This window comes from Corynebacterium sp. MSK150, assembly GCF_030229215.1.
GTDB lineage: Bacteria > Actinomycetota > Actinomycetes > Mycobacteriales > Mycobacteriaceae > Corynebacterium.
Genome location: NZ_JASPHM010000001.1, coordinates 127,688 through 142,689 on the forward strand (window position 1 = coordinate 127,688; position 15,002 = coordinate 142,689).

General features: G+C 61.4%; 16 protein-coding genes. 10 read left to right on the forward strand and 6 right to left on the reverse strand.

What is annotated here, in order from left to right:
• Window positions 1-12: 12 nt before the first annotated feature.
• The 5 genes from QP941_RS00605 to QP941_RS00625 all read right to left on the reverse strand — a co-directional run bounded on the left by QP941_RS00605 (window position 13) and on the right by QP941_RS00625 (window position 5,824).
• Window positions 13-1,011: a GTP pyrophosphokinase gene (locus QP941_RS00605; RefSeq protein ID WP_250409992.1), complete on the reverse strand. Its 999-nt coding sequence runs from the start codon at window positions 1,009-1,011 to the stop codon at window positions 13-15.
• Window positions 1,012-1,021: 10 nt separating this feature from the next.
• Window positions 1,022-1,639, reverse strand: coding sequence for a hypothetical protein (locus QP941_RS00610; protein WP_005328828.1), 618 nt, complete (start codon window positions 1,637-1,639; stop codon window positions 1,022-1,024).
• Window positions 1,640-1,719: 80 nt separating this feature from the next.
• A complete protein-coding gene (locus QP941_RS00615) occupies window positions 1,720-3,051 on the reverse strand; it encodes an exonuclease domain-containing protein (protein ID WP_284867644.1) in 1,332 nt (443 codons plus the stop codon).
• Between the two features lie 13 nt (window positions 3,052-3,064).
• Window positions 3,065-5,263 carry a glycogen debranching protein GlgX gene (gene glgX / locus QP941_RS00620; RefSeq protein WP_284867645.1) on the reverse strand — a complete coding sequence of 733 codons (2,199 nt, stop codon included), beginning with the start codon at window positions 5,261-5,263 and terminating at the stop codon, window positions 3,065-3,067.
• A gap of 21 nt (window positions 5,264-5,284) precedes the next feature.
• Window positions 5,285-5,824, reverse strand: coding sequence for a TetR family transcriptional regulator (locus QP941_RS00625; protein ID WP_284867646.1), 540 nt, complete (start codon window positions 5,822-5,824; stop codon window positions 5,285-5,287).
• 164 nt (window positions 5,825-5,988) lie between these two features.
• On the opposite strand from QP941_RS00625, the gene QP941_RS00630 reads away from it, so the two are divergent.
• Window positions 5,989-6,777 carry a hypothetical protein gene (locus tag QP941_RS00630; RefSeq protein WP_239277379.1) on the forward strand — a complete coding sequence of 263 codons (789 nt, stop codon included), beginning with the start codon at window positions 5,989-5,991 and terminating at the stop codon, window positions 6,775-6,777.
• 94 nt (window positions 6,778-6,871) lie between these two features.
• Window positions 6,872-7,264, forward strand: a complete 393-nt coding sequence (locus QP941_RS00635; RefSeq protein ID WP_284867647.1) for a hypothetical protein — start codon at window positions 6,872-6,874, stop codon at window positions 7,262-7,264.
• A gap of 9 nt (window positions 7,265-7,273) precedes the next feature.
• Here the strand turns inward: QP941_RS00635 and QP941_RS00640 are convergent, their stop codons facing one another.
• Window positions 7,274-8,170: a type III secretion system chaperone family protein gene (locus tag QP941_RS00640; protein ID WP_284867648.1), complete on the reverse strand. Its 897-nt coding sequence runs from the start codon at window positions 8,168-8,170 to the stop codon at window positions 7,274-7,276.
• A gap of 126 nt (window positions 8,171-8,296) precedes the next feature.
• Between QP941_RS00640 and hisD the strand changes: the two genes are divergently transcribed.
• Genes hisD through QP941_RS00680 form a run of 8 tightly spaced genes read left to right on the forward strand, consistent with a single transcriptional unit; the run spans window position 8,297 to window position 14,982 of the window.
• Window positions 8,297-9,607, forward strand: coding sequence for a histidinol dehydrogenase (hisD, locus tag QP941_RS00645; RefSeq protein WP_284867649.1), 1,311 nt, complete (start codon window positions 8,297-8,299; stop codon window positions 9,605-9,607).
• Complete coding sequence (locus tag QP941_RS00650) at window positions 9,608-10,738, forward strand: histidinol-phosphate transaminase (protein WP_284867650.1); 1,131 nt, start codon at window positions 9,608-9,610, stop codon at window positions 10,736-10,738. It abuts the gene before it with no gap.
• A complete protein-coding gene (gene hisB, locus QP941_RS00655; protein ID WP_284843791.1) occupies window positions 10,735-11,337 on the forward strand; it encodes an imidazoleglycerol-phosphate dehydratase HisB in 603 nt (200 codons plus the stop codon). The genes QP941_RS00650 and hisB overlap by 4 nt, the downstream gene beginning before the upstream one ends.
• Before the next feature lie 5 nt (window positions 11,338-11,342).
• Window positions 11,343-11,510, forward strand: a complete 168-nt coding sequence (locus tag QP941_RS00660; RefSeq protein ID WP_005324605.1) for a CG2302 family histidine operon protein — start codon at window positions 11,343-11,345, stop codon at window positions 11,508-11,510.
• Window positions 11,507-12,757, forward strand: coding sequence for an MFS transporter (locus QP941_RS00665; protein WP_284867651.1), 1,251 nt, complete (start codon window positions 11,507-11,509; stop codon window positions 12,755-12,757). The genes QP941_RS00660 and QP941_RS00665 overlap by 4 nt, the downstream gene beginning before the upstream one ends.
• A gap of 3 nt (window positions 12,758-12,760) precedes the next feature.
• Window positions 12,761-13,393, forward strand: a complete 633-nt coding sequence (gene hisH, locus QP941_RS00670; RefSeq protein WP_284867652.1) for an imidazole glycerol phosphate synthase subunit HisH — start codon at window positions 12,761-12,763, stop codon at window positions 13,391-13,393.
• Window positions 13,394-13,407: 14 nt separating this feature from the next.
• Window positions 13,408-14,196 carry a bifunctional 1-(5-phosphoribosyl)-5-((5-phosphoribosylamino)methylideneamino)imidazole-4-carboxamide isomerase/phosphoribosylanthranilate isomerase PriA gene (gene priA, locus QP941_RS00675; protein WP_284867653.1) on the forward strand — a complete coding sequence of 263 codons (789 nt, stop codon included), beginning with the start codon at window positions 13,408-13,410 and terminating at the stop codon, window positions 14,194-14,196.
• 3 nt (window positions 14,197-14,199) lie between these two features.
• On the forward strand, window positions 14,200-14,982 hold the full coding sequence (locus QP941_RS00680) for an inositol monophosphatase family protein (RefSeq protein ID WP_284867654.1): 783 nt from the start codon (window positions 14,200-14,202) through the stop codon (window positions 14,980-14,982).
• The last annotated feature ends 20 nt before the right edge of the window (window positions 14,983-15,002 follow it).

Here is a 15,002-nt window from a genome sequence, read left to right on the forward strand (position 1 = left end):
ATTACCGCGCGGCTAGTGGGCAGCGCGTAGCGCTTTCAGGCGCGCAGTAAGTCGCCGCTTGCGGCCCGGGCGGTCGCCGGATTCGGCGGTGGCCTCGATGTGTTGCTTGCCAAATTTGTTGAGCAGGAGGTCGTCGATAAGCCGCACCTGGCCGGGGCGGAAGCGGTAGCGCATGGCGTCGTGGACGTGGGCAATGGCGGTGTCATCCAGCAGCTGCTCAAGCTGGCCCAAGTGGCGAACGCCGTTTTGCTCCAAGAGCTCCGCCAAGAAGCGGTAGTGCTCCGAGCGTGAGAGCGGGAAGCGGTTACCCAAAATGATGGCGAGCACGCCCGGCAAGGTTTCGGCGGTAAGCTCGACGTCCTTGTCGGTTTCTGTATCGGGGGCCTTGAGGGCGGCGATCTCATCGAATTGCTGGTCTGCAAGCTCGATAAGCCCCGCGGCCAAGGTAAAGAGACGGTCTACCTCCGGCGAGGGCGGGTTCGGCCCCTGCTTATAGCGGATATCGTGCTCGAACTCCGCCCACGCGTGCTGCAGGACGGTGCGAATCTGCACCTCAAAGGTCCATCCCACGTAGGCGGCGAGCTCTTCCATCGCAGCCGCGCTATCTTCGGTCACGGTAAGCACCAGGTGGTGCGAGCCGTAGCCAAAGCCGCCGGAAATGCGAGTCTCGGCCGCTTTGTCAACGGAGCGTTCAACCTTAAAGGATTCACCAAAAACGCCTAGCGCTTCTGGAATAGCGGTGGAGTGATACAGGGTGACGCGCACTCCCATGACGTCGTGGATCTCTTGCCAGGGCTGGGGATAGACAAAATCGCCGTTCTCGCGGCGCTTTTTGGCCTTCGCCTTCAGTGAGGGCCAGGTTTTGACGCGGGTAGAGACGCGGTCAAAGATGATGCCGGCGTCATTGAGGAGGTCCTCGATGGCGGTGCGGAAGTCCACCGCGGCGGTGGGGTGGCTGCGCGCCCAGTCGTGGTACTGATTGCTCAGCCGCGACATCCTACTTTCCGGCATGGTGCTCCTTTCATAACTCCCGCGGGAATCCGTTAGACCATACTAGCGGGCGTGGGTGGAGCACGGTGCGATGGCGGGGCACGCGCGCGACGGCATCGGCGGCCAGCTGGCGGGCATAGGTGTCCGGCAGGTGGGCAAAGGCAAAGAGCGTGGCGGAGTCCGGCACCAGGTAGGTCAGGGAGTGCGATCGCAGGAGGCGGCGCATGTGCTTGTCCAGCACGGTAAAGGTCTCTGGGTGGGCAATCCAGGAGGAAATCGGTGCGCCGTGGGAGCGGACCTGCAAGCCACCGAAACGGGCGGCGGAAGGAAGCTCGCAGGCGGCGGGGCGGGTCCAAAAGCGCAGCCCTTGCGAATCGAGTGCGGCGCGCTGCAGGTTATGGGAGGCGTGGTTCCATGCTCGGCGCGCGGAGATATCCATGTCCGCGAGGCCACGGTGGCTGAGCCGGCGAAAGGTCTGCTTGCCAGGAAAGACCAGAGCCATGGATAAGCTCGGGGAGAGCTGGATGGTGGCGAGGGAGTCGCAGAAGCCGTCGTCAGAAAGCCGCTGTTCTTTCAGCCACGAGCGGGCAAAGAGCGCAGGCAGCAGGTTTGCGGTGGTGGGACGAGGCGGGCGCAGGGCGACGGTCACGGCGGTTCCTCCAGTGTGGCGGTAGGGTGCGGTCGCCTTTATTGGACTGGAGAAACCGCCGTTTGGTTCCCGGGGTGGGCCTAGAAGGGCGGCTCGGCGTCGAGTTGCAGCTCGGCAAAGAGCTTATCGGCCGGCCAGATGTCGATTTCTTGGCCCTTGGCCTGCAGCTCCTCCGCGCGCTTTTCCTTGGAGGTCTTCTTTGCCCATTCGCCCACGATAAGCAGGGTGGACTTTTTGGTGACGTTCTTTGCCACTTGGCCGCCACGCTCGGCGATGCCCTGCCACAGCACGCCCTTATCAAAGGGCTCGAAATCGCCGGTGAGGGTGACGTGCTGGCCGTAGAGTGCGCCTTCCGGGTCGGCGTCGGGGTTGGGCTCCGGGATTGTGTCCGGCGTGGCGACGGCCTGCCAGGGGGCAGGGCCGCTGGGCTTCTTTTTCTTGGCACCGGCTGCGCGGGTCTGGTTGCGGAAGTCGGTCCCAGCGCCGAGATCCGCGGCGGAGGTGGGGGCGGTGTGGGCACGTAGGACAGGCAGGATGTCCTCGGAATCGAGGCGGCCCAAGGTGAATTCGCGTGCGGTGAAGAGGTCGCGGATGCTGCCGGTGTGCCCGAAGCGCTCGGCCAGACGGGCGATGATTTCGCCGGCCGCACGGGCATCCTCGGTGGCGTCGTGGTGGCTGAAGTCCGGCGCAGACAGGTGGGCGGCGACGGTGGGCAGCTTGTGGTTGCGCACCGAAATAACCTTGGCCTTGGAGGCATCGCGGGACAGCGCGAGGGAACAGGCCAGCGGCACGGTGGGCACCTCCGCACCGGCAGTAAGCAGGCCGGAGCGCAGTGCGGTGGAATCGAACTGGGCGTTGTGCGCGACAAGCACGTCGCTGCCGAGGAAATCGAAGAGCTCCTTGGCGACGTCGGCAAAAGCCGGCGCTCCTTTCACATCGTCCGCGGTAATGCCGTGGATGGAGACGTTGATATCTGCGAAGTGCTCTAGGCCTGGTGGAGGGGTGCACAGCCAGGACCGGGAGGCGGTCTCCTGGCCATCGCGGAAGCGTACCGCACCAATTTGGCAGATAGAGCCCCAGTTGTCGTTGGCCGTTTCCACGTCCACGGCGGTGAAATCAAGGCCGGGGACGGTGGCGGCGGCGGAGGGCGCTTCGCCGCGCTGTGCGGCGGAAATGGCGCGGGCGACGGACTGCGGGTCTTGGTGCGGGGCGAAGGCGATCGTGCCGGCGGCGCCTAAGTCGAGGGCGCCGAAGCCGGTGGGGGTCGGTTCACTCACGCGCACGGTGTCGATGGACTCAAGCGGGATATCCTGCGTGGCGGGGGCGCCGAGGCTGGTAGCCAGCAGGGTGCGGTGGAGCACGAGTTTATCCGCTGTGACATCGATGAGTGCGCCGTGCGCGGGAAATGACACGAGGGGCCTTTCTCTAGGAATCGAAGATGGGCGGTTCAACCTGACGCAGAATCAGCGTTGAACGCGGCTGCACCGTGATCGTACCCTCTGCCTCAATGAGGGTTTCCTCCGCGGGGTAACCGCCGGAATCGGCGGTATCGACCATCAGCCGCCACGTAGCGCCGAGATCCTTGGTGGGCAGGGTGAACTCGATTTCGCCGTCGTGGGAGTTGAAAATCATGATGAAGGAATCATCGGTGATGCGCTCGCCGCGGGCGGTCGTTTCCGTGATGGCATTGCCATTGAGGTAGACCATAAGGGCGCGGCCGAAGTCGTGGTCCCAGTCGTCCTGGGTCATCAGGCGGCCCGAAGGAACCAGCCAGGCGATATCGCGTTCCTTCACATCCGCGCCGAGCGGGCCGCCGGCGAGGAAGCGCTTGCGGCGGAAGACGGGGTGGTGGTTGCGGATGGCCAGGACGCGCTTGGTAAAGCCCAGCATCGCGGCGGATTTTTCCTCCTCCAGCATGGACCAGTCCATCCATGACAGCTCGTTGTCCTGGCAATAGACGTTGTTATTGCCGTTTTGCGTGCGGCCAAATTCATCGCCATGCGAGAGCATGGGAGTGCCTTGGGAAAGCAGGAGAGTGGTCAGGAAGTTGCGGGTCTGGCGGCGGCGCAGCTTGCGGATATCGTCGTTATCGGTGGGGCCTTCCTCGCCACAGTTCCAGGAGCGGTTGAAGGATTCGCCGTCGCGGTTGTCCTCGCCATTGGCCTCGTTGTGCTTGTCGTTATAGGAAACAAGGTCGCGCAGGGTAAAGCCATCGTGGGCGGTGATGAAGTTGATGGAGGCGGTGGGGCGGCGGTCATTATCGGCATAGAGATCCGAAGAGCCGGTCAGACGGGAGGCGAATTCACCCAGGGTGGCGGGCTCGCCGCGCCAGAAGTCGCGCACGGTATCGCGGTACTTGCCATTCCATTCGCTCCAAATGGGCGGGAAGTTGCCCACTTGGTAGCCATCGTGGCCGATGTCCCAGGGTTCGGCGATGAGCTTGACCTGGCTGACAATGGGGTCTTGCTGGACTAGGTCGAAGAAGGTGGCGAGCTTGTCGACGTCGTCAAGCTCCCGCGCCAAGGTCGCCGCCAGGTCGAAGCGGAAGCCATCGACGCGCATCTCCGTAACCCAGTAGCGCAGTGAGTCCATAATCAGCTGCAGCGAGTGCGGGTGGCGGACATTGAGGGAATTGCCGGTTCCGGTGTAATCCATGTAATGGGCCTCATCGCCCTCGACGAGGCGATAGTAGGCGCCATTATCGATGCCGCGAAAGGCAATGGTCGGGCCCATGTGGTTGCCCTCGGCGGTGTGGTTATAAACCACATCGAGGATGACCTCGATGCCGGCCTCGTGGAAGGCGCGGACCATGGTCTTGAACTCGGAGACCACCTCGCCTGGCTTCTTAGCAAAGGCATAGTCATGGTGTGGGGCGAAAAAGCCGAAGGTGTTATAGCCCCAGTAGTTACGCAGGCCTAGGTTGCGCAGGCGATCGTCCTGCAGGAATTGGTGGACGGGCATGAGCTCAACGGTGGTAACGCCAAGCTCTTTGAAGTAGTTAATGACGGCCGGGTGTGCCATGCCCGCGTAGGTACCGCGGAGCTCTTCCGGCACGTCGGGGTGGGTCATGGTCATGCCCTTAACGTGGGTTTCGTAGATGACCTTTTCGTTATCGGGAATATGGGGGCGGTGGTCGCTGCGCCAGTCAAAGAAGGGGTTAATCACCACAGACAACATGGTGTGGCCCAGCGAGTCTTCTTCGTTGCGGCCGGTGCCGGGTTCCTCGGCGTGGATGTCATAGGAGTAGAGGGAGGCATCGCCGTCGAATTCGCCGTCGAAGGCGCGGGCATAAGGATCGACAAGGAGCTTGGAAGGGTCGCAGCGCAGGCCGTTTTCTGGTTCATAGGGGCCATAGACGCGGTAGCCGTAGCGCTGGCCAGGGGTGACATTGGGGAGGTAAATATGCCACACATGGGCGGTGACCTCCGACATTTCGATGCGGTCTTCGTTGCCTTCCTTATCAATGAGGCAGAGCTCGACCTTGTCCGCTACTTCCGAAAAAAGGGCGAAGTTGGTGCCGGATCCATCAAAGGTGGATCCCAGTGGGGTGGGTTTGCCGGGCCAGATTTGGCGGCCGTAGCGCTCGGTGGGCGTGGGGACTGCGTCCATGGCGGGAGTGTTCATGCCCACGAGCATAACCACTTTCTAGGCGTCGGCGCCGTGCGTAAGTCCAGCGTTAATAATGCGTACGCCGCGTATAAGGTCTGCGCGATAATCTGTGACCGGAGACTCACCGGTGGTTTCTGCAAGCTGGCGTTGGGACTGTTCCATTAAGGTGGCGCCGAGCACGAGGTGAATGGCGGAGAGCGCGGCGGCGCGGTGGGCGCTGTCGGCAGCAAGGGTGCTGCGCGTGGCGGCAGCGGTGAAGGCCGTCAAGAGGCGGTCCCAGGCAGGGGCCTGCGGGAGGGAGAGGCCGGCAATGACTACCTCGGCGCCGTCGCGGCGGGCGAGCAGCAAATCACGGAGGTTGAGGCTGATGTCTTCGAGAGACTCCCCAGAAACGGGGGAGATAATCTCCTCTGCTAGGGCTGCAATGAGCGCTTGCTTATTGGCAATGTGCCAGTAGAGTGCGCCGGGGGCAACGCCGAGGGAGGAAGCAACGCGGCGCATGGTGACGTCCCCAAGCCCATAGGAATCAAGCAGGGAAAGCGCGGCGCCGATAATACTCTCGCGATTTATGTGCACCTTGGCAATTGTACGGACTTGGCCGGGCGGGACGGTAGTTCACAGGTTCTTTTAACGGAGTCTCAATGTCATTTCCATCGTCGGGTTGTTAGTATTGCGAAGACAAATAAGAGGCCGCTCTTGGGGTGGCTTCACATTCGCAAGATTGATTCAGGAGCTTTCCCTTGTCCTTTTTGACCCCTGCAAAGAAGTCCCTCATCGCAGTTGCGCTGGTCACCCCGCTGGCTTTGGCTGCGTGTGGTTCGGATGACAATGACGACTCCAAGAAGGCTTCCGCCACCACGGCATCCAAGTCTTCTGAGGATAAGTCTGCAGATAAGTCCGAGGACAAGGACGCCGATAAGTCCAAGGACAAGGACAAGGATAAAGAAAAGGATCAGAATAAGGACGGCGAAAAGAAGGACGCCGCTGCAGGTGCAAAAGGCCAGGAGGGCGAGGACGGCGCTGGCGAGGGGCCAGATCAGCTGGCTAACCCGCTGAACAATGGTGAGGATCCTTTCGCTGGCGCGAAGGACATCAAGCCGATTGAAGGCGGCCAGAACGCTAATGATGCCGATAAGCAGGCCATCGAGCAGCTGGTTCGCGGCCAGCACGAGATCGATAATGTGAAGGAATACTTCAACTACATGCCGCAGCACGCCTGCCAGGCAGTCCGCGATGAGCAGTCCCAGGAGTTTGGCCAGTACCAGCAGTACGTCGATAGCCTGCCGAACCAGTCCTTTGCCGAGTACGCCAACACCATGCGCCAGCAGGGCGGTGGCAACGCCGAGGTAGAGAAGTTCGCTAGCCAGTTGGAGTCCATCCCGCAGTCGACCAAGCTGCAGTCCGTCAATGACGTTGTGGTCAACGGCGACGATGCTTCTGCAACCGTGAGCGTGTCCAACTCTGAGGGCACTGAGACCTCCACGGTCCGCTTCCGCCGCGAGAATGGCAACTGGACCTTCTGTAACTAAGTTGTCTCTGTTAAAGCGCCGGTTACCCCGCACCCTAGGTTTTGGTGCGGGGTTACTCGCGTGTGCGCTCCTGGTTTATGGCGTGGCCGGCGCGTTGTGGGGGTTTTTCCGCCCGACGCTTACCGGCCATGAGGTAGACGATGGTGGCTATGCCATCGATGCGATGGGAAGCGTTCAGTTCATCGCCTTTATTACCTTTGCCCTCATTACCGGCCTGCTTGGTTTGTTCTTGGGGTTGGGCGCGTACCTGCGCCGGCAAGGGCGGGGCTTGTCGATGCTCCTGTGGGTCGGCGTGTGTGCCCTGGCTGGGGCAGCGTCCTTTTATGTCTTTGGCGGGGTCACCGCCACGCATCCGCCAGAAAACCCAGGGGAAGTCGTAGAGTTCGCCCCGAAGTTTTCCCCAGCCATCTCGTGGGCGGTGGCCCCCTTTATGGCGATGTTTGCTTATTGGTCCACGGCCTTTGTGAGCGCCGATGAAGATTGGTGATGTGCGCGTCTAGGGCCATTCGACGGGGGAGGCACCGGTTACTTCGTGTGCGATGTCATCGATGCCGTGCAGGATGTGCTTGAGCCCGCGGCCGATGGCGCTAAAAAGTTGCGGCCGGGTAAGTCCCGCGGCGGTAATGGTGGCGGCATCCATCCGCACTTGCAGGCCCTCGGCGGTGTGGTGGCAAAATGCTACGGCGCCATGGTGGGCGCGATTCCAGTCATTGCAAATGAGGAAGAGCCGGGTAAATTCCGCCTCGTCCAGGCTTGGGTCCCAGTGCCCCTTGATAATGAGGCTGGGCCCATTGTCCAGTGCGAAGGCGAAAAGGACATCATTGACCCAGGCGTAGATGGCGGTGGCGCCGTCGCTTTGGAAGCGCTGGATGCCAATAAGCGGCAGGATCTCGGCCAAGCTATCGAGGGTGAAGGGTTCCAAGGGGGCGTCGGCAAGCGGGGCAAGCTCCGGTGAGGCTTCGCGCACGAGGCCGGGATGGGATTGGGCGAGCAGATCCATGAGGACCTCCGCATTGCGCAGCGCCGGTAGGAGGAATGCCGCGAGCTGTTCGCGGCTGGGGGAGGTATCGGCCGGCAGATAGCTATGACCGGAAACGCTCACGCAGTCAGGCTGGTCATAATCAACCACGACGGCCGGGGAGAGGCAATCGTGGTTCCACTCGTTGGCTAGGTGTGCGAGCTCGGAGATCTCGCTGAGATCGACTCCGCCGCGAGGGCTGGTGTGCAGGTGGAGCACCGGTTCTTCCAGCTGGTCTATAAAGATGAAGGTGGAGCCGCCTGCTGCATGCGGAACGAGAAGCTCGCCAGTAGGCAGAGCCCAGCAGGGCACGTCATTATCGCGGGCAATGGTGTGAGCATGCGCGAGCAGAAGAGAGGGCTCAATCTCGCTCATCGCTGCCACCACCTTAAAGCTGTGTTGACACCGAGTCTATAGCCCAAACCGGCCCCCTCGCTGGCGTTTGACCATTAGGATATTGGTTTAATAACAGAAATCCGATAGGGAGAAGAGGAGTCGGGAATGCTTCGCACCATCGATCTGCGCGGCCAAGAGCTGCGCCCCGCCCAGCTGCGGCGAGTTTTGCCGCGCGGTGGCACCGACGTGGCCGCCGTGGTGGACAAGGTGGCGCCGCTGGTTCATCGAGTACGTCAAGAAGGCGCTGCGGCCGCCTTGGACTATGGCGAGCAATTCGATGACGTGCGCCCAACCCACCTGCGGGTGCCCCAAGTGGAGTTGGAGAAGGCCGCTTCCGGCCTAGACCCGCAGGTGCGCCGAGCGATTGAGGCCTCCATCGAGAGGGTCCGCAAGGTTCACGCCGAGCAGAAACCGGCCGCGCACACCACTGAGCTGGCGCCAGGTGCCACGGTGACCGAGGTCTTTCGCCCCATCGAGCGCGTTGGGCTATACGTGCCGGGAGGCAAGGCGGTCTATCCGTCCTCGGTAATCATGAACGCCGTGCCAGCGCAGGCGGCCGGCGCGGAAAGCCTGGTGGTAGCCTCGCCGCCACAAAAAGAGTGCGGTGGCCTGCCTCACCCCACGGTGTTGGCCGTGTGCCAGATGCTGGGCGTGGATGAGGTCTGGGCGGTAGGAGGCGGCCAGGCCATCGCGCTGATGGCCTACGGCGATGATGACGCCGAACTAGCCCCTGTGGACATGATTACCGGCCCTGGAAATATCTTCGTCACCGCGGCCAAACGGCTGGTGCGCGGCGTGGTGGGCACGGATGCCGAGGCTGGGCCGACCGAAATCGCCATTATCGCTGATGACACCGCGAATCCGGTGTATGTGGCCTATGACCTTATCTCCCAGGCCGAGCATGATCCGATGGCCGCGAGCGTGCTCATTACGGCATCGCCAAGCCTGGCTCAGCGTGTGAAGGCGGAGGTAGAGGCGCGCTACGGTGCCACCGCTAATGCGGAGCGAGCGGCCGAAGCTCTAGGCGGCGAGCAATCCGGAATTGTGTTGGTCGATTCCCTGGATGCAGCGGTGGCGGTGGCCAATGCCTACGCTGCTGAGCACCTGGAGATCCACACCGCAGAGCCCGGCGCGGTGGCCGAGCGGATTAAGCACGCCGGTGCCATCTTTGTAGGGGACTTTGCTCCAGTGCCGCTCGGAGATTACGCGGCTGGTTCCAATCACGTATTGCCCACCTCCGGTACGGCGCGCTTTTCTGCCGGTCTTTCTACCCATACCTTTATGCGGCCGGTCAACCTCATTGAATATGACCGAGCTGCGTTGGAAGAGATTGCCCCGCACGTTATCACTTTTGCGGAGGCCGAGGGGCTGCCCGCTCACGGCGAGGCTATCCGCGCCCGATTCGAGGAGAATTAAATGACGCACTTGAATGATCTTCCCCTGCGCGAGGAGCTGCGCGGCAAGTTTGCCTATGGGGCGCCGCAGCTCCACGTGGCCTACCAGCTCAATACCAACGAAAATCCTTATCCTCCCTCGCAGGCGCTAGTGGATGACTTGGTGGCGGAGACCCGGCGCCTTGCCACCACGCTCAATCGCTATCCGGAGCGCGATGCGGTGGAGCTGCGCCAGGCCTTGGCGGACTACGTTTCTGAACAAACCGGGGTGCGCGTGGGATATGCGCAGGTGTGGGCGGCGAATGGCTCGAATGAGATTTTGCAGCAGCTGTTGCAGGCATTCGGCGGTCCAGGCCGCAGCGTGCTCGGTTTCACCCCGTCTTATTCCATGCACCCTATCCTCGCGGATGGGACCCATACGCAGTTTGTGGAGTGCCCGCGCGATGAGAATTTCCGCATTGATATGGATCGGGCGCTGGCAGCCGTGGTGCAGCACCAGCCGGATATCATCTTTGTGACTACGCCGAATAACCCCACTGGCGGGGTGACCAGCGTGGACGATATTGCCGCGCTTGCCGACGCCGCCCCGGGCATCCTCATCGTCGATGAAGCCTATGGCGAATTTTCCTCCTCGCCTTCTGCGGTGACGCTGCTGGATAAATACCCCACGAAGCTGGTGGTCTCGCGCACCATGTCTAAGGCTTTCGATTTTGCCGGCGGCCGTCTCGGATACTTTGTGGCGGACCCGGCCTTTGTGGAGGCCGTGATGTTGGTGCGCTTGCCGTATCATCTGTCCGTGCTTTCCCAAGCAGCGGCGACGGTGGCGCTGCGCCATAGTGCGGATACGCTCGCCACCGTGGAAAAGATCGCCGCCGAGCGCGAGCGGGTGGCCGCTCGCTTGCGCGAACTAGGCTATACCGTCCTGCCAAGCGAATCTAATTTTCTCTTCTTCGGCCGCTTTGCTGACCAACACCGCGTGTGGCAACAGTTCTTGGATAAGGAAGTGCTTATTCGCGATGTTGGCATCGCAGGCCACCTGCGCATGACGGTGGGGCTGCCAGAAGAAAACTCTGCCTTTTTGGCCGTAGCTGAGGACCTTGCGGATACAGTAGTGGCGGATTCCCCGCTCGCAGGAGAAAGGAGCGAAGCATGAGCAACCGCGTAGGACGCGCCCACCGGGCAACGTCGGAATCGCAGATTTCTGTGGACATTGACCTCGATGGCACGGGACACAGCGATATTTCTACCGGACTGCCTTTTTTCGATCACATGCTCACGGCCTTCGCTACTCATGGCAGCTTGGATCTCACCGTGCAGGCTGAGGGCGATGTGGAGGTAGATGCCCATCACACTGTGGAAGATACCGCCATCGTGCTCGGCACCGCGCTGCGTGAGGCGGTGGGGGATAAGGCCGGCATTCGCCGCTTTGGCTCCCAGCTTTTGCCCATGGACGAGGCCTTAGTGGAAGCGGTGGTGGATTTTTCTGGGCGTGCCTATTTCGTGATGAACGGCGAACCGGAGCACCTGCAGTGGCAGAACATCGGTGGGCATTACGCCACGGTGATCAATCGCCACTTTTTTGAGACGCTCGCTACCCACGCTGCGGTAACGCTCCACCTCAACGTGCGCTATGGGCGCGATCCGCACCACATTACGGAGGCGGAGTATAAAGCCGTAGCGCGTGCGCTGCGCGGTGCGGTGGAATTAGACCCACGCCAAACTGGCATTCCATCGACGAAGGGAGCACTCTAGAACGCATGCACTTTATGATCTTGGTCCTCTTCCTCGTAGCCGGCATGTTGGTAGGAGGCGCATGGTCTGCCTACCAACAGGGGTCGAAGGCGATGACAGTCGTAGCCTCACTTTTGGCCGCAATCACTGTGGTAGCAGCTATCTCGTGGATGGTAGGAGCGTTTGGTAAATGAGTACAACCCAAGAAACCAATATCTGGAAGATCCCGGGCTACACCGCCACCATGGTGGCCATTGCCGCGGCCTTCGGCGCTTGGTCCATCCTCCTTCCCGTAGTGCCGCTAGCTGTCATTGACTCCGGCGGTTCAGCTACCTTGGCGGGATCATCCACGGGCATCTTCATGGCCTTTACCGTGCTGACCCAGATCATTTCCCCGTGGCTCTTGCGCCGGTGGGGCTACCGCCGCGTGATGGCGCTTTCTGCCTTTACCTTGGGTGTACCTGCCTTCGGCCACCTCTTGGGGACCGATGCTTGGGTTGTCCTGCTCTTTTCCGCTCTGCGCGGCGTGGGCTTTGGTGCGCTGACCGTTTCTGAGTCCGCGCTCATTGCGGAACTAGCGCCCGTACGCCTGCTGGGTAAGGCTACCGGCATGATTGGTGTCTTTACTGGCCTGGGCCAGATGGTCTTTTTGCCCTTGGGATTGATCATGGCGGAAAAGCTGGGTTATGCCTCGACGTATATCACCGCCGGCATCATTGGTTTCGTGGGTTTTGGCATGTGTTTGCGCATTCCCAAGATCAAGGTCACGCTCGCCTCCGATACCGAAGAGGAGCCGAACCTTATCCGCGTTCCTACGTGGAAGCTGGTGCTCGTCCCTGCGTTGGCGCTGACGACGTTTTCTATGAGCTATGGCGCCGTATCATCCTTCCTGCCGCCGGCGGTGCAAGAACTTGATGCCGAGCGCGGCGCCAGCCTGGCCGGCATCATGTTATCCATCGTGGGCGGCGCCGCCATGATTTTCCGCTACTTTGCCGGCATGGTGGCAGACCGCGTGGGCACTCCTGGCCGGCTCTACATCCCCAGCCAGATCATGGCCATCGTGGGTGTGCTTGCCATCGCCGTTCCTCTTTATTTCGACGGCTCTGTATGGTGGCTCGTGTTGGGCGCCTTCCTCTTCGGCGGTGCCTTTGGTATTGCGCAAAATGAGGCCTTGCTGTCGATGTTTGATCGCCTGCCGCGTGAACGAGTTTCGGAGGCTTCGGCCATCTGGAATATCTTCTATGACGGCGGCACCGGTTTGGGCTCGACCCTTTTGGGCGCCTTGGTCGCTGGCTATGGCTACGCGGGGGCGTTTGGCGCCGGCGTGGCCATCCTCGTTGTTGGCTTGCTTATGACGGTGGCAGACTTCGTACTCGGGCGCACCCGAGTGAGCGAAACCAACGATATCCGGACGCGTCTGCGCCGTATGCGTAAGGTGTAGCCCATGGCAAAGACGGTCGCATTATTGGATTATGGCGCGGGCAACGTGCGCTCGGCACAGCGCGCACTAGAGCGAGTGGGCGCGGACGTCACAGTTACCGCGGACCCCAAGGAAGCGGTGGAAGCGGACGGTCTGCTTGTCCCCGGCGTGGGTGCCTTTGCTGCCTGCATGCGCGGGTTGCACGCGGTGCAAGGCCCGAGGGTCATCGGCCAGCGCTTGGCGGGGGAGCGTCCGGTGTTGGGCATTTGCGTAGGCATGCAGGTGCTTTTCGACGCCGGAGTGGAACACAACATCAACTCCACCGGTTGCGGCGAGTGGCCCGGTACCGTCGAAAAGCTGCACTCTACGGTGCTGCCGCATATGGGGTGGAATACCGTAGAGGTACCCGTCGGCAGCGATATGTTTGCCGGAGTGGCCGAAGACGAGCGCTTTTATTTTGTGCATTCCTATGGCGTTCGCCACTGGGAGCTGGAAACGGAGATTACTCGCCCGCCCTTGGTCAGTTGGGCCGAGCACGCGGACGATAGGTTCGTCGCGGCGGTAGAAAACGGCGCGCTGTGGGCGACCCAATTCCACCCTGAAAAATCCGGGGACGCCGGTGCACAGCTTTTGGAAAACTGGATGCGCACGCTCTAGGTAGGATGATGGATATGACTTTTACGCTTTTGCCCGCAGTCGATGTATCTCAAGGCCAAGCCGTGCGCTTGGATAAAGGCGAAGCAGGCACCGAAACCTCGTATGGTTCCCCGCGCGATGCCGCGCAAAAGTGGCAGTCCCAAGGCGCGCACTGGCTGCACTTTGTGGATTTGGATGCGGCATTTGGTCGGGGCTCCAACCACGAAGAAATGGCGATGATTACCCGCGAGCTGGGTGTAAATGTGGAGCTTAGCGGAGGCATCCGGGATGATGCCGCGGTAGAGCGCGCGCTGGCTACCGGTGCGCAGCGCATTAGTATCGGCACGGCTGCTCTAGAGCAGCCGGAATGGATCGAGGACATCCTCGCTCGCTACGGAGATAAGGTCGCCGTGGACCTTGCCGTTCGCGAAGATGGCGGCGAATGGCGTACCGCCGGCAATGGCTGGGTCTCCGATGGCGGCGATCTGTGGGAGGTACTCGAGCGCCTCGATGCCGCCGGATGCCAGCGCTTTGTGGTGACAGACGTATCTAAAGACGGCACGCTCACCGGACCTAATATTGAGATCCTGCGCGAGGTGGCGATGGCAACGGAGGCAAAAATCACCGCCTCTGGTGGCATTTCTAGCCTGGAAGACCTGCGCGAGCTCGCGCTTTATGCAAATGAGGGCATCGATTCCGCCATTATTGGCAAGGCCCTGTACGAGGGGAATTTCACCCTCGACGAAGCTCTCGCTGCGGTGGCCGAGGTAGAGCCGCTGCCGGCGGAAGAAACCATTGACCCTTTCGACCCTGAGGACAACTAAGTCATGATGGAACCCCGCGAGTTGGTGGCCTTCGCGGAGGCGGCCGTAGACCAAGTAGAACCCATTTTTCGCTCCGGCCTCGGAGCTGCGCCCGCCCGTTTTAAGGGGCAGGGAGATTTCGCCACCGAGGTAGATCTCGTCATCGAGCAACAGCTGCGCGATATCTTGACCCAGATGACCGGCATCCCGGTCTATGGAGAAGAATCAGGCGGCAGCGTGCTCGATACCGTGTGGGTGGTAGATCCGATCGATGGCACCGCAAACTACTCTGCCGGAAACCCCATGGCCGGCATCCTGGTGGCGCTCATTCATGAGGGCAGGCCCGTTGCCGCGGTATCTGACTTCCCGCTTCTGGGGCGCCGTCTGGTCACCTGCGATGGCTCCCCGCTGCGCTCAGTAGGTGGGCCTGCCACTGGTTTTGGTGGAGGGGACGAAGCAATGGGGTTTGATGAAGCACGCGGTCACGTGGGCTGCTCTTCCCACCTGCCCACCGACATTTTCCACGAGCTGCGCGAGACCGGACTGCGCCCGCGGATGACCGGTTCTGTGGGGCTTGATAATGCCTTCGTCGCGCAGGGTGTGTTCGATGGTGCGATTAACTTCTCTCCGCACCCATGGGATAACGCCGCGGGAGCACTGCAGATTCAGGCAGCTGGTGGCGTTGTCACCGATCCGGAAGGAAATCCGTGGACCGCGCAGTCGCGCGGCATGGTGGCAGGTACCCCGCAAGTTCATGCCACCATCGTGGATATCTTGTCTCGTCACACCGGTTCATTTCACCGCTAAGATTAAACACCCGAAAAGGA